13 protein-coding genes are annotated in these 14710 nt (G+C 67.6%); 8 read left to right on the forward strand and 5 right to left on the reverse strand.

Features of this window, described 5'->3' with window-relative positions:
• The first annotated feature begins 337 nt into the window (after window positions 1-337).
• From ACY65G_RS26465 to ACY65G_RS26475, 3 genes are all read left to right on the forward strand, one after another.
• On the forward strand, window positions 338-2635 hold the full coding sequence (locus ACY65G_RS26465) for a hybrid sensor histidine kinase/response regulator (RefSeq protein WP_465000267.1): 2298 nt from the start codon (window positions 338-340) through the stop codon (window positions 2633-2635).
• Between the two features lie 84 nt (window positions 2636-2719).
• A complete protein-coding gene (locus ACY65G_RS26470) occupies window positions 2720-3703 on the forward strand; it encodes an LLM class flavin-dependent oxidoreductase (RefSeq protein WP_465000268.1) in 984 nt (327 codons plus the stop codon).
• 406 nt (window positions 3704-4109) lie between these two features.
• The gene (locus ACY65G_RS26475) at window positions 4110-5288 is read left to right on the forward strand and encodes an MFS transporter (RefSeq protein ID WP_465000315.1); all 1179 of its coding nucleotides are present in this window, start codon (window positions 4110-4112) and stop codon (window positions 5286-5288) included.
• On the opposite strand, the gene ACY65G_RS26480 is transcribed toward ACY65G_RS26475, so the two are convergent.
• Complete coding sequence (locus ACY65G_RS26480) at window positions 5278-6396, reverse strand: acyltransferase family protein (protein ID WP_465000269.1); 1119 nt, start codon at window positions 6394-6396, stop codon at window positions 5278-5280. The genes ACY65G_RS26475 and ACY65G_RS26480 overlap by 11 nt on opposite strands.
• A 184-nt stretch (window positions 6397-6580) precedes the next feature.
• Between ACY65G_RS26480 and gluQRS the strand changes: the two genes are divergently transcribed.
• The 5 genes from gluQRS to ACY65G_RS26505 all read left to right on the forward strand — a co-directional run bounded on the left by gluQRS (window position 6581) and on the right by ACY65G_RS26505 (window position 10746).
• Window positions 6581-7483 carry a tRNA glutamyl-Q(34) synthetase GluQRS gene (gene gluQRS, locus ACY65G_RS26485; protein WP_465000270.1) on the forward strand — a complete coding sequence of 301 codons (903 nt, stop codon included), beginning with the start codon at window positions 6581-6583 and terminating at the stop codon, window positions 7481-7483.
• Window positions 7484-7620: 137 nt separating this feature from the next.
• Window positions 7621-8037: a DUF4124 domain-containing protein gene (locus ACY65G_RS26490; RefSeq protein ID WP_465000271.1), complete on the forward strand. Its 417-nt coding sequence runs from the start codon at window positions 7621-7623 to the stop codon at window positions 8035-8037.
• Window positions 8038-8369: 332 nt separating this feature from the next.
• Complete coding sequence (locus tag ACY65G_RS26495) at window positions 8370-9116, forward strand: PEPxxWA-CTERM sorting domain-containing protein (RefSeq protein ID WP_465000272.1); 747 nt, start codon at window positions 8370-8372, stop codon at window positions 9114-9116.
• A 173-nt stretch (window positions 9117-9289) separates the two neighbouring features.
• Window positions 9290-10063: an alpha/beta fold hydrolase gene (locus tag ACY65G_RS26500; protein ID WP_465000273.1), complete on the forward strand. Its 774-nt coding sequence runs from the start codon at window positions 9290-9292 to the stop codon at window positions 10061-10063.
• 110 nt (window positions 10064-10173) lie between these two features.
• Window positions 10174-10746, forward strand: coding sequence for a Rhs element Vgr protein (locus tag ACY65G_RS26505; RefSeq protein ID WP_465000274.1), 573 nt, complete (start codon window positions 10174-10176; stop codon window positions 10744-10746).
• On the opposite strand, the gene ACY65G_RS26510 is transcribed toward ACY65G_RS26505, so the two are convergent.
• The 4 genes from ACY65G_RS26510 to ACY65G_RS26525 form a co-directional block, all read right to left on the reverse strand.
• Complete coding sequence (locus ACY65G_RS26510) at window positions 10724-12463, reverse strand: putative bifunctional diguanylate cyclase/phosphodiesterase (protein ID WP_465000275.1); 1740 nt, start codon at window positions 12461-12463, stop codon at window positions 10724-10726. The two genes, ACY65G_RS26505 and ACY65G_RS26510, sit on opposite strands and share 23 nt — an antisense overlap.
• On the reverse strand, window positions 12460-13788 hold the full coding sequence (locus ACY65G_RS26515) for a sensor domain-containing diguanylate cyclase (RefSeq protein ID WP_465000276.1): 1329 nt from the start codon (window positions 13786-13788) through the stop codon (window positions 12460-12462). Before ACY65G_RS26515 ends, ACY65G_RS26510 begins: the two co-directional genes overlap by 4 nt.
• Window positions 13785-14168: a phosphonate transporter gene (locus tag ACY65G_RS26520; RefSeq protein WP_465000277.1), complete on the reverse strand. Its 384-nt coding sequence runs from the start codon at window positions 14166-14168 to the stop codon at window positions 13785-13787. Before ACY65G_RS26520 ends, ACY65G_RS26515 begins: the two co-directional genes overlap by 4 nt.
• A gap of 207 nt (window positions 14169-14375) precedes the next feature.
• Window positions 14376-14702, reverse strand: a complete 327-nt coding sequence (locus ACY65G_RS26525) for a hypothetical protein (RefSeq protein ID WP_465000278.1) — start codon at window positions 14700-14702, stop codon at window positions 14376-14378.
• Window positions 14703-14710 lie beyond the last annotated feature (8 nt).

Raw genomic sequence — 14710 nt, forward strand, 5'->3', positions numbered from 1 at the left:
AGCGGCTCTGTTGCTGATGGTAAAGGAAATTGCGTCCGGAGGAAATTTATTTGTGGAGGACGAAGAAAATCGGCCGGATAGAAACAACAATGTATTTCAACGCCCACCGATATGGCCGATTCAATAATCTTGATAAGCGGGCCAGTAAAGCTGACTTTTTATTATCGCCCGATGAATATTTATTTGATGACGCGAGCGCCGTGCACCGGAATGGCTTTTTTCGGCAGGGCCGTGCGGGAAAAGATTCGTGGCGCCGCGCGTACAGGGCATTGCTTTTCTATATTGCCTGCTGTCATCGGACTCAAGCTTATGGTAACTTCCTACAACGATTGATCGAGTGTATACGCCCCTACGTTTCGTGCAGACAACTCCCGGCCAGCTGCCACCCCACGCTCATCTTCACGCTCATCCGCGCCTGCCCACCATCCGTTTCCGGCTGGCGCTGCTGGTGCTCAGCTGCGTGCTGCCTGCCGCCATCGTGTCGGCCTTCCTGATCTACGACCACTACCGCGTGGAACGCGCCAGCCTGCTGGGCGAGGCCATGGCCACGGCGCGTTCGATGGTCTCGGTGGTCGACCGCGACTTCGACACCGTCGTCACCGCGCTGTCGGCCCTGTCCGTGTCCGACGACGTCGACGAAGCGGATCTCGCCGAATTCCGCCGGCAGGCCGCCAATGTGCACGCGATCCTGCCGATCACCGAAATCGTGCTGTACGACGTGCCGACCCGGCGCCAGCTGATGAATACCGCCACGGAGCCGGTGCCGTCCGCCCCCGGCAATGCGGCGCTGCTGCGCGACGTGATGCGCACCGGCCAGCCGGTCGTCACGGGCCTGACGCGCGACGGCGCGGGTGGACAGACGATCACGGTCGGCGTGCCGGTCGTGCGCGAAGGCGCGCTGCGCTACGTGCTGGCGGCGCAGGTGCTGCCGGCGGCACTGGGCGCCATCCTGCGCGACCAGCAGGTGCCGGCGACCTGGCGCGCATCGATCCTCGATGGCGACCTGCGCATCGTCGCCCGCAACGTCGACATCGAGCGTTACCGCGGCACCCTGCCCGCCCCCGACCTGGTCGAGCGCATGCGCCGCCAGCTCGAGGACACGTTCGAGGGCTCCACCGTGGACGGCAACCGGGTCGTGATGCTGTACAGCCGTTCGTCCAAGTCCGGCTGGAGCGTCACGCTCGGCATCCCGCACGCGAACCTGGCGGCGGGCATGATGCGCACGCTGGAATCGCTGATCATCGCCACCGTGGTGATCCTCGCGCTGGGCCTCGGCATGGCGTGGCTGGTCGGCGGGCGCATCGCGCACTCCGTACAGGCGCTGATCGGGCCTGCGACGGCGCTGGGCACCGGGCAGCACGTGCAGCCCGCCGTGGTGGACTTCCTTGAGGCGCGGCAAGTGGCCGATTCCCTGGTGCGTGCCGCCGAGGCGCTGGACGATGCGCGCGGCCGCGCCGACAACGAGCTGCGCGAACGCCGCGCGGCCCAGGAAGCGCTGCAGGCGGCCGACCTGCGCAAGGACGAGTTCCTGGCCACGCTGGCGCATGAACTGCGCAACCCGATGGCGCCGCTCGTCAACGCGCTCGAGATCATGCGGCTGGGCGGCCCCGGCAAGCCCCCGCCGCCCAATGTGCTGGACATCATCGAGCGCCAGCTCAAGCAGATGGTGCGCCTCGTCGACGACCTGCTCGACGTGTCGCGCATCACCACGGGCAAGCTGGGCATCCGCGAAGAGACGATCGTGCTGCAGGACGTGATCACCCATTCGCTGGAAACGGCCGGCCCGCTGGTCACGCAGCGGCGCCATGCGCTGGCGGTCGACGTGCCGGACGAACCGGTAGTGCTGCAAGGCGATGCCACCCGGCTGGCGCAGGTGCTGTCGAACCTGCTGAACAACGCGGCCAAGTACACGCCGAACGGCGGGCGCCTCGCCCTGAACGCGGTGCGGCTGCACGCGCCCGACCGGGTGCGCATCGACATCAGCGACAACGGCATCGGCATCGCGACCGACGTGCTGCCGCAGGTCTTCGACATCTTTTTCCAGGCGGACCGGTCGCTGGGCCGCGCGCAGGCGGGACTCGGCATCGGACTGTCGCTGGCGCGCCGGCTCGTGGAACTGCATGGCGGCACGCTGACCGCGTCCAGCCCGGGCAAGGACCTGGGCAGCACGTTCGCCATCGAACTGCCGGTCACCACCGTCGATGCGGCGCCCGCCCCGGGTATCGACATCCGCACGGCGCCCCTGCCGTCGCTGCGCGTACTGGTGGCGGACGACAACATCGACCATGCCAACACGCTGCGCACGCTGCTGATCGCGGCCGGGCAATCGGTAACGGTGTGCTACGACGGCCTGTCCGCGCTGCGCTGCGCCGAAAGCTTCGAGCCGCAGATCGCCTTCCTCGACATCGGCATGCCGCGCATGGACGGCCACGAACTGGCGCGGCGGCTGCGCGCCGACCCGCGCCAGCGCGACTGCATGCTGGTGGCCGTCACCGGCTGGGGCCAGGAAAAGGACCAGCAAAGTTCGCGCGCCGCGGGCTTCCACCGGCACATCGTCAAGCCGCTGGCCCCGTCCCAGCTGCGCGCCCTCCTGCAGGAACGCGCCAGCCGTGCCACAATGCAGGACACCGTTTGAGCAACGCCACCCGGCCTTGCTGCAAGCGGAACTTGCATGAAAGGCAGGGCCGCGCCACAAGCGCTGGCGCGCCCTCGTAAATCAATGATCCCACTGTCAATACTCGATCTCTCCCCCATCGCCGAAGGCAGCCATGCCGGCGAATCGCTGCGCAACACCCTCGACCTGGCCCAGCACGGCGAACGCTGGGGCTTCAATCGCTACTGGCTGGCCGAACACCATGGCATGCCGGGCATTGCCAGCGCCGCCACGGCCGTCGTCATCGCTCATGTGGCCGGCGGCACGAAAACGATCCGCGTCGGTGCCGGCGGCATCATGCTGCCGAACCACTCGCCGCTGGTGATCGCCGAGCAGTTCGGCACGCTGGAGGCGCTGTTCCCCGGCCGCATCGACCTGGGCCTGGGCCGCGCCCCCGGCTCCGACCAGACCACGGCCCGCGCGCTGCGCCGCAACCTCTCATCCGATGCCGACGAATTCCCGCAGGACGTGCTGGAACTGCAGGACTACATGAGCGACTCGCCGCGCCAGCGCGTGCTGGCCGTGCCGGGCCAGGGCGCCAAGGTGCCGCTGTGGATCCTGGGCTCGAGCCTGTTCGGCGCGCAGCTCGCCGCGCACCTCGGCCTGCCGTACGCATTCGCCTCGCACTTCGCGCCGCAGATGATGATGCAGGCCGTGGCCTTCTACCGGACCAACTTCAAGCCGTCGGCCACCCTCGCCAAGCCTTACGTCATGCTGGGCTATAACGTGTTCGCCGCGGATACCGACGAGGAAGCGCAACTGCTCGCCACATCGATGCAGCAGGCGTTCGTCAACCTGCGTACCGGCCAGCCATCGAAACTGCTGCCCCCGGTAGCGAACTACCGCGCCACGCTCGGCCATGCGGAAAACGCGATGCTCGACTCCGTGCTGTCCTGCTCGGCGATCGGCTCCTCGGCCACCGTGGCCGCCCAGCTGAACGCGTTCATCGCCAGCACCCAGCCTGACGAACTGATGGTCACCTCGCAGATCCACGACCACCGCGCCCGTCTGCGCTCCTACGAAATCCTCGGCGACATCCTGCGCGGCTGACCACCGAAAGCTGTAGGGCCAAGTCCAGGAAACATTGCTCAAAACCGGGGGCGTAGCCGGTGTTCAAGGAGCACTGCTCCTTGCTGGCGTAGCGGTACTGTCATGCATGACAGTACTCCCTCCAGACCCCGGTTTCAGAAAATATTCCGGAATCGGGCAGGTGGCGGACCAGCAATCCCCCTGAGATTTCGCGCTATCTGCGCACTCATTCTTCACAGCCTGCCTTTAAGCACATCAATTTAGTACCGTCAGAATATATTTCCCAAAACCGGGGTCAGACCCCGGTTTTGAGAAATATTTCCTAGAATCGGTAGTCAGGCGCCTGGCAGTGGCCGGGCGGATGCAGTAACAAAAGGAATTTGCAGTGCACACTCAACAACAAGAACAACCAGATATCTCCGCCGCCATGGTGTGGCTGATGGCCACGGCCACCGGCCTCATCGTCGCCAACCTGTACTACGCGCAGCCGCTGATCGGGCCGATCAGCCGGGCGACGGGACTCGATGCGGGCGCTGCGGGCCTCATCGTTACGCTGACGCAGCTGGGCTACTGCCTCGGCATGATCTTCATCGTGCCGCTCGGCGACCTGGTCGAGAACCGCAAGCTGATCGTGACGGCGCTGGCCGGCACCGCGTGCGCGCTCGGCGTGGCCGCGTTCAGCACCAGCGCGGCGCTGTTCCTGGCCGCGATGTTCGGTATCGGCCTCGGCTCTGTGGCGGCGCAGGTCATCGTGCCGTTCGCGTCGCACCTGGCAAGGCCGGAGACGCGCGGACAAACGGTGGGCACTGTCGTCAGTGGCCTCATGCTGGGGATCATGCTGGCGCGGCCCGTGGCCGGCCTCGTCACCGATGCGCTGGGCTGGCACGCGATCTTCGTGCTGTCGGCGCTCGTCATGGCGGGCCTGGCGGTCGTGCTGAAACAGCGCCTGCCGCTGCGCGACCCGGTACAGCCGGGCGCGCAGCAACACACCTACCCGGCCTTGCTGGCTTCGCTATGGACCCTGCTCAGGACCACGCCGATCCTGCGCCGCCGTTCGGCCTACCAGTTCTGCATGTTCGGCGCCTTCAGCCTGTTCTGGACCACCGTGCCGCTGATCCTCGCCAGCCCGGCGTTCGGCCTGTCGCAAACCGGCATCGCGATCTTCGCGCTGGTGGGCGTGGCCGGCGCCCTCGCCTCGCCGATTGCCGGCCGGCGCGCCGACCAGGGCAAGTCCCGTTCGACGACGGCGATCGCGCTCGTGGCTGCCGCCCTGTCCCTCGTTGCCCCGCTGGCACTGCACGGCGGCCGCACGTTCGAACTGGGCCTGCTGGCGGTGGCCGCGATCGTGCTCGACGGCGCCGTCTCGGCCAGCCTCGTCACCGGCCAGCGGGCGCTCTACGCGCTCAGCGCCGACGTGCGCTCGCGCCTGAACGGCCTGTACATGGCGATCTTCTTCATGGGCGGCGCGCTCGGCTCTTCCGTGGGCGGCTGGATGTACGCCCACCACGGCTGGCAGGGCGTGCTGATGACCGGCCTGCTGTTCCCGGCGGCCGGCATGATGGTCTTCGCCACCGAGCAGCGGCAGCCGCGCGCCGTCACACCTTGACGAACCAGCGCCGCCGCCACATCCCCCAGGCGACGGCGAACATCGCCAGCACGAAGGCCACCGCGTAAGCCAGCGACGCGGCCTTCGGCGCCAGCGGCAGCGCCGCGATCGGCCCATACAGCGCGCCGTGCCAGCCGACATGGCCGATCAGGTTCACGACCACGCCCGACAGCGCATAGAGGAACAGCGCATTCATGCCGAAGATGACGAACGGCCGCGCCAGAACAGCGGTCCGCTCGCGCAGCGCGGCGGACGGCGCGGCATCGAGCAGCCAGTAGAAAACGCCGAACACCAGCAGCGCCCAGCCGGTGGTCATCACGCAGAACGAGGTGGTCCACAAGCTCTTGTTGACCGGCATGAGCACGACGTCCAGCATCGCGCCGGCCAGCACGAACGCGAGCCCGGCCAGCAACAGCCACACGGTGCGTTCGACCGCATCCACGCGCGCCGCCAGCCAGCGCCCCGCCAGCACGCCGAACAGCTGGCTGCACAGCGCGGGAACCGTCGAGAACAGCCCCTCCGGATCCCATGTCTCCGACACCGCCCACATATGCCCGGACAGCACCATGCGGTCGATCCACGACGCCGCGTCGCGCCCCTTTTCCAGCACGCCCGCCGCCACCACGCCATCGACACCCGGCACCGGCAACAGCAGCATCACGGCGCTGTAGAGCGCCAGCAACGCAACGATCCATGCCACCTGCCCGCGCCAGCCGAAATACACCACGATGGGCGCGGCCAGCGCCGTGCACAGCGCGATCCGCTGCAGCACGCCGGGAATGCGCAGGGTGGAAAGATCGAAGGCGGGGAACAGGTTGAGGAACAGGCCGATCGCGAAGATCAGCGCCGCGCGGCGCCACAGCTTCGCCAGCAGCGCCCCTTTATCGGCGCCGGCTTCGGCCTGCCGGCCCAGCGACAGCGTCATCGACACGCCACCGATGAACAGGAAGAACGGGAAGATCCAGTCGGTGAACGTCCAGCCATGCCAGTCGGCGTGCGCCAGCTGCGAATACAGGTTGCCCCAGTCGCCAGGGTTATTCACCAGCAGCATCGCGGCGATCGTGAAACCGCGGAAGGCATCGAGGGAGAGCAATCGTCGTGAAGTCATCCGGCACCGGGCGTTATGGACGAGCGACGACTATAGAGCACGCGAGCCGCCGCTGTCCATCGCCACACCGTGCGGTCGAGCTCGTGTCCCGGTGCCTGGCACGGGGACATTACGGGCCCGGCAGTACCATGCACGTGCCGGCGGCCGGTTGACGCCCCGCCGCCCGTTCCCCGATACTGCGCGCATGACTTCCTACACCGGCCGTTTCGCCCCTTCTCCCACCGGTCCCCTGCACCTCGGGTCGCTCGTCGCGGCCATGGCCAGCTACCTCGACGCGAAGGTGCACGGTGGCCGGTGGCTGGTGCGCATCGAAGACCTCGACCGTGATCGCAACGTGTCCGGCGCGGACGAGCATATCCTCGCATCGCTGCAACGCTGCGGCATGGCGTGGGACGGCGAAGTGACGTGGCAGACGCGCCGCGAGCACCTGTACGAGGCGGCGCTGGCGCAGCTGGCGGAACACGTGTACCCGTGCGGCTGCTCGCGCCGGGAGATCGCCGACTCCCAGGTCAGCCTGCAGGCGCTGCAGCCCAACGCCACGCTTGTCTACCCGGGCACATGCCGCACCGGCCTGGCACCGGGCAAGGCGCCGCGCGCGCTGCGCCTGCGCACGCCGCAGCAGCCGCGCCGCGTGATCGGCTTCCAGGACCGCTGGCACGGCCATGTCGAACAGGACATCACGGCCGAGGTGGGCGATTTCGTGATCCGCCGCGCGGACGGCTTCTGGGCCTATCAACTGGCCGTCGTCGTCGACGATGCCGCGCAGGGCATCACCGACATCGTCCGCGGCGCCGACCTGCTCGATTCCACGCCACGCCAGCTCTACCTGCAGGAACTGCTGGGCGTGCCGCATCCGCGCTACCTGCATGTGCCGGTCGTTGCCAATGCCGACGGCGAGAAGCTGTCGAAGCAGACCGGCGCGGCGGCGTTCGACAACGGTGCGGCGCCGGAGCGGCTGCTGGCCGACAGCCTGCTGCCCGCCGCCCGCTTCCTTGGTCTGCACATCGAGGCGGCCACCATTCCCGCCTTCTGGCATGCGGCCATACCGGCTTGGGCGAACCTGCTGCGCGCGCGCCAGGCAGAATAACCAGGCCACGGCCGCGCTATCCGGACATTGGCCTACCGCGCTGTAGGACTGGTCCTCCGGCCGATCGTGGGATGGCGAACAGACCCGCAAGTATCCGGCGCGCATACTTCCTCCATCGCTTTCACAGGAGGTGAACCATGCGACGCTTCATTCTTCCCTTCGCCCTCGGACTGGCCACTTTGGCCGGCACGGGCGCGGGCGCCAACGATCAGATCTACAAGTGCATCGATCCGAACGGCGCCACGATGTTGTCCGACAAGCCCTGCGCCATCGTGCAGGCCGTGCCCGCCTCCGACACGGCCCCTGCAACCGGCGACGCGACCCCGGGCGTGACTCCCGGCGTGGCCGAAGTGCCCGCCATCGACGAAGGCCGGCCGCAGGTCGTCAAGGAATACTTCAGGCTGCCCACGGCGGAGATCGACCAGCATAACCGGCCGAAGCCGCTGCTCGTCAGCACGCCGCCCAAGGTGGATGTGGCGACGCTCAAGGCAGCCCGGCTGAAACTCGAGCTGGAAGACAAGACGGCATCGCTGCGCCAGGCCAGCCTCGATTGATCGTGGTGCCGGAGACACACTCCGGCTTGCACGAATAAAGTCACTGCGCGTCCGGGCACCCATTGCGCGTGCCTGCTGTCTCCCAGAGTGGTAATCCGCGATTCAAGCCGTCTGCCAAGCTAGCGCTACCAAAGTTTATTTCCCCGCCTCCCTTCCCGCCCAGAAATTGCCATATAACCACGGCACTTTGTTACAAATAATTCATCTTTCTGCTTTGACACCTGGTGGCTGCACTGCCGAGAATGGCTTGCCGCATTGACCACAAATCAACGTGCCGGAGACCCCGGCCGCGGCGCCACTTGGTACCTATCAACTACTACAAGGAATGCAACATGAAGATGAAGCAGGCTTACATGGTGTTGGCATTGGCATTCGGCGCGGGCAGCGCCGCCGCGGCCACGACGGACTTTTCTTCCGGCGCACAAGGCTGGGAGGGAACGCAACCGGCGAATGGCGTCGGCGGCTCCGGTATCGACGCAACGCTGGGCAATGGCGCACCGGCCTATCGCACGATCATCAATAACTTCGGCATCACTTTCGCCAACAGCACGAACGCCGACGTCGTGCGCGACTACACGGCCACGTCGTCCGTCACGTTCGGCATCGACGTGCTGGCGCAGCAGGTCAGCTTCTTTGGCCAGGACGTGACCCGCGACCTGGTACTGGAACTGCGCGACTACGACAACGCCAGCGCGGGCCTGCCCTACACGAGCGTGTGGTACACGGTGGGCACGCTCGACGCGTCGAACGAAGGCTGGAAGCACTTCTCGGTCACAATCGACGACACGTCGGCCATCGGCCTGCCGTCGGGCTGGGGCGGCTATGGCGCCGAGGAAGCGGACGGCACCCCGTACCTGCCGGCGGACCGCACGTTCGCCAGCGTACTGGCCGGCGTGGACGAGATCGCGTTCACCACCTACAAGCCGGGCTACGTGTACGGCTTCACGGACTTCGACGTGGCCGTCGACAACATCACCGTCAGCGCCGTGCCGGAACCGGGCACGTACGCGATGATGCTGGCCGGCCTGGGCCTGGTGGGCGCTGTCGCCCGCCGCCGGAAAGCGGGCCGCCAGGCATGATGCGCCGCTGATGCGTTACTAGGTTCGCGCCGGCGCCTGGCTGGACGCGGCGCACGCGCCGGCACCTGATGCAACCCGCACGACGATCGCCTGCCGGCATCGTCGTTTTTCATGGCCGCGTGTTTTCATCCACAGTCCTATAATGCGCGATCTGCCGCTACCGCGAGAATGCCATGCCCCTTCCCGATCCCCGCCCCGCCGTCGTGCTGCTGCACAGTTCGATGAGTTCGCGCAGCCAGTGGGCCGCGCTGATGGCCGCGCACGAAGCGGACTACCGCTTCATCGCGCTCGACCTGCTGGGCTATGGCAAGGCGCCGTTCCCCGATGCGGCCATGCAGGCGGACTTCTCGCTGGCCCACGAAGCCGACGCCGTGCAGGCCGCCCTGGCGTCCCACCTGGCGCAGGATGAACCGTTCCACCTCGTCGGCCACTCCTATGGCGGCGCCACGGCACTGCGCCTGGCCCGCACCGTGCCGGGCCGCATCCGCTCGCTGGCCGTGTTCGAACCCGTCGCCTTCCACCTGCTCGACGAAACCGACACGGGCCGCGCCGAAGTATGCGCCGTCATCGCCGCGATCGACGCCGCGCCCACCCCGGAAGAAGCCACGCGCAGCTTCATCGATTACTGGAACGGCCCCGGCGCGTTCGACGGCATGCCCGCCTCCATGCGCGAGCGCTTCACCGGCCAGGTGGCGAAAGTCAAACTCGACTTCGTCGCCCTGCTCGGCGAGCCCGCCACGCCGCGCGACATGGCCGCGATCGGCATCCCCGCCCTCGTGCTCTCCGGCCGCGATGGCCCCGCCTCCACGCGCTCCGTCGCCACGCGCCTCGCCACCGCCCTGCCCCGCGCCACCACCGCGCAAACACCCGGCGGCCACATGGCCCCCATCACGCACGCCGCCGACGTCAACCGCGAACTCGTTACCTTCCTGGCAAAAATTTCCTAAAACCGGGGTCAGGAAGGAGTGCTGGCTTGTAAGCCAGCACCGCTGCGCCGGCAAAGAGCAGTACTCTTTGAAACCCCGGCTACGCCCCCGGTTTTAGGAAACATTTTTCGATGAAACATCACTCCCGGCCACTCACCGATGGCGAAATCGCCTGCTGCCGCAAGCTGTTCGGCGCGGGGCTGGACTACACGCGCGTGCGCATCCATGCGCGCGGCTGGTTCTTCGGCCTGCAGTGGCGGCACACGGCCATGGCGCCGGATGGGCATGTCTGGTTCCGGCCCGAGGATTTCCGCGACGATTTTTCGCGCGAGCCGGCATGGCGGCTGCTCTGGTTCGTGCACGAGATGGTGCACGTATGGCAGTGGCAGCTGGGCTACCCGGTGATGTTCCGCGGCGCCTTGCGCGTTGGCCTGTCCTATCGCTACCAGCTGGCGCCGGGCCGGCGGCTGGCGGACTTCAACATGGAGGCGCAGGGCGACCTGCTGGCCGACTGGTTCGCGCTGCGCTGGCTGGGCGAACCGCGTGCGATGCGCCAGAAGCAGCATGCGGGCGACGCGCAGCTGTTCGAGGACGTGCTGGCCGGCTTCCTGGCCGATCCGGCCAGCGCGGCCAGCCTGCCGCGCGCAAGACTGCCGTTCGCGGCGCCGGCCATGGCCTGGCTCAGGCGGCGCCGGGCTGCCTGAGCCAGGCCGCCAGCTCTTCGCTCGGCAGCGGCCGGGCATACAGGTAGCCCTGCCCCTTGTCGCATTGCAGCGTGCGCACCACGGTGGCCTGTTCGGCCGTCTCGATGCCTTCGGCCACCGTGTTCATGCCCAGGCTCTGCGCCACCTTCACCGTGGCTTCGATGAGCACGCGGTGGTGGTGGCTCGTTTCGCTCTGGCTGACAAACGAGCGGTCGATCTTCACCGTGTCCACCGGCAGCAGGTGCAGGCTGGCCAGCGATGAATAACCGGTGCCGAAATCGTCCAGCGCCAGCGTGATGCCGAGCGCCTTCAGTTCGTGCAGGCGCTGCTGCACGTCGGTATCCTGCGCCGCCAGGCTTTCCGTCACTTCGAGCTGCAGCCGCTGCGCAGCCATCCCCGTTTCGGCGAGGATGCGGGCCACCGTCTCCACCCATCCGCGCTGGCCCAGCTGGGCGCGCGACAGGTTGACGGCCAGCAGCCGCGGCGCCAGCACGCCGAGCTCGTCCTGCCAGCGCACGAAATCGCGGCAGGCCTGCGCAAGGACGAAATCGCCGAGCGGGCCGATCAGGCCGCTCTCCTCGGCCACGCCGATGAATTCGAACGGCGGCACGATGCCGCGCACCGGGTGCCGCCAGCGCACCAGCGCCTCCACGCCGGCAGAACGGTCGGTGCCGCCATCGCCGCGCAGCCCGACCACCGGCTGGTACACCACGAACAGCTGGTCGGACTGCAGCGCCTGGCGCAGCTCCGTCTCGATATCGGTGCGGCGCGCGGCCCGTTCGCGCATGGCGGATTCGAAGCGCACGAAGCGCGCGCCGCCGCTGCGCTTGGCTTCCACCATCGCGATGCCGGCGTCGCGCAGCAGCGCATCGGGATCATGGTCGTCGCCCCAGGCGATGCCCACGCTGACATTGCAGATGACTTCATGCCCCTGCAGGTGGAAGGCGCGGCCGATCGAGCCGATCAGCCGCATGGCCACGCTCTCCGCATCTTCCACGCGGCGCAGGCCATCGAGCACCACCACGAATTCGTCACCGCCCACGCGCGCCGCCAGTTGCCCGCCTTGCTGGCCAGGCGAGATGTGGTCGGTGGGCGGGCGCAGCACGTTGCGGATGCGTTCGGCCACCAGCACCAGCAGCTGGTCGCCCACCGCCTGGCCGAGCGTGTCGTTCACCTGGCGGAAGCGGTCGCAGTTCATGAACAGCACCGCGAAGCCGGCCTCGGCGGCACCGCCGCGTTCCAGTATCCTGCGCAGTTCCTCGTGCACGGCGCTGCGATTCGGCATGCGCGTGAGCGCATCGGTACGCGCCGCCGACGACAGCCGGCTGGCCAGCCGCTCCTGCTCGCGGCGCGCCTCGAGCGTGATGTCGTTCACGGCCACCATCAGCCGGTGGGGATCGATCTTCATGACCGACAGCGACAGCACCTGCGGGCCCTCCTTGCCTTCCGGGGCGTCGATGCGCATGCCTTCGACCACCACGCCGGACGGGGTGTCGCACCTTGCCACGTCATCGCGCAGCCCGGGTGCCGCGCCCGCGAAGATCGCATACAGGTTGTCGAGCGCGCCCTGCGGCGCCAGGGGCATCAGCAGCTGCGAAGCCATCGGGTTCAGCATGTCGATGGCGCCGTCGATATCGGCCTGCAGCAGGCCGATCGGCGTGCGGTACATGAACTGAACCAGCGCCTCGTAGGCGAGTTTGTCGTCGTGCTCCATCATGCGGGGGTATCGGTCGATTGGGGACGCCAGGATTCCACGCGGTTGCGCCCGGCGGCCTTGGCGGCATACAGCGCGGTGTCGGCGCGCTTGACCAGGTCGTCGATGCCGCTCGATTGCGCGTCCCAGGCCGCGACCCCGGCGCTGACGGTGAACTTGAGCGCCACCCCGTCGACCCGCACCGTCAACGCTTCCACGGCCGCGAGCACGCGTTTCGCCACCGCGCATGCCTGCGTCACTTCGGTCGATGGCAGCAGCACGGCGAATTCCTCGCCGCCCACGCGGGCCACCACGTCCACCGGGCGGAACGTGGCACGCAGCTCCGCCGCGAACGCGCGCAATACGGCATCGCCGACCGGGTGGCCGTGCGCATCGTTGACCTGCTTGAAGTGGTCGAGGTCGAAGATCGCCAGCGCGATCGGGCGCGGAAAGCGGCGCGCGCGGCCCAGCTCCAGTTCGGCCGCATGGAAGAAGCCGCGCCGGTTGGCCACGCCGGTGAGGTGGTCGGAAAACACGGCCTGGCGCCAGCCTTCGCTGGCCGCACGCCGGTCGGTGATGTCGCGCAGCACCAGGCAATACGCGGGCTCGGTATCCGGCGCCTGCGGGTCACGCTCGGGCAGCGGCGTGATCATCGCGCTGGCCCAGAACGGCGTGCCGTCGGCGCGCAGGCGCAGGCCTTCGTCCAAGCTCCAGCCGCTGGCATCCGCCTCGCGCAGCAGGTCGCGCGCCTTTTCCGGCGTCGCCGTGTCGTCGGGCTCGAACACGGCATAGGGCTGCCCCACGACCGCGGGCGTGTGGCCGGTCACCCGGCCGATGCTGTCGTTCCACTGTTCCACGCGGCCTTTACGGTCCAGGCTGACCAGCGCATAGTCGGCAACGCTGGCCAGCAGCGCGTTCAGCCACGCGTCGCTTTGCCGCAGCTGGCGGTCGCGCTGCACCTGCAGCGTCACGTCCTGCAGCACGGCCATCAGCCGGGCGGCATCGAGCTTGACGATCGACAGCGACAGGATGCCGGGGCCGTCGCGCCGGCCGCCATGCAGGTGGATGTGCAGGCCGTCGCAGATCCTTCCGCGCGGCGCCGCGAATTCGCCGCACAGCGTGCGCACTTCCGGCGCCACGTCCTGCAGCGCGGTGAACAGATTGTCCAGGCACCCGTCGCGCGACAGCGGCATCAGCAGCTGCGCCGAGATCGGGTTGATCAGCGTGATGGCGCCATCGGCCTGCGCCTGCACCAGCCCCACGGGTGCCAGGTACAGGAACTGCATCAGCGCCTCGTGCTCGGCCGCGAGGTCGGGCTCGATGCCGGGGCCGGATGCTGGCGTGCTCACGGCTGCCGCTGCACGAGCACGTAGCGCGTGGCCGCGCCGGGCTGCGCCAGCAGCCGCAGTTGCACCCGGGCGGGGCGCATCCGCAGCGTCAGCACATAGGGAATCGTTTCATCGAGCGCCACGCCGTCGGCCTGCGCATCCTCGAAGCGTTGCGCCACCATGAAGTTGTTCATGCACGGCGCCACGCTGGTGAAGAACGGCTGTCCCACCACGCTTTGCGGCGACAGGCCGGCCGCATGCGATTCGAAGCGGTTGTAGCGCCGCACCACGGTGGCGTCATCGAAACCGATGATGCCGAACGTTGCATCGTCGAGCTGTTCGTCGGTAAGCGCAGCCAAGTGCTGGCCCAGGTCGGGCTGGTCGAAAGCAAGGGCGGTCATCGATAACTCCAGAAAACAAATTGAGGGTGAGCATCATCGCACATCGAGGTTGATGTGTGGCAATAGATGCTGCCATGGTCATAATGTACTGTCAATGGACGCACGATTGAAACCTGCAGTTCTGTTCCTGGGCAACAGGCTTTTTCGAAGGGTAACGTGCCGCGGTCCTGTTGCATCCAATGCTACGATCAAAGCTCGAGTCACCAATCAACTCTCTGGAAAAGGAATCATCATGACCATGACCAAAGCAACCATGACCAAAGCCATCTTCGCGGCCGCTATGTGCTTCGGCCTGGCCGCATGCAGCACGACCGACAGCATGAACTCCAGCGGCTCGGGCGACAGCTCGGCAACCGGCTCGAGCACCACGTCGGGCAGCAGCTCGATGGATTCGGGCGCCGCGGGCTCCAGCACTTCCGGTTCCAACTCGTCCGGTTCCAGCTCGTCCGGTTCGACCAATTCGAGCCAGTGGAACCAGAGCGGCAGCACGTCGCCGACGGCAACGCCGGGCACCTCGCCCACCAATCCGAGCAACGCGGACG

The sequence above is a fragment of the Pseudoduganella sp. jia 12 genome (assembly GCF_055502675.1).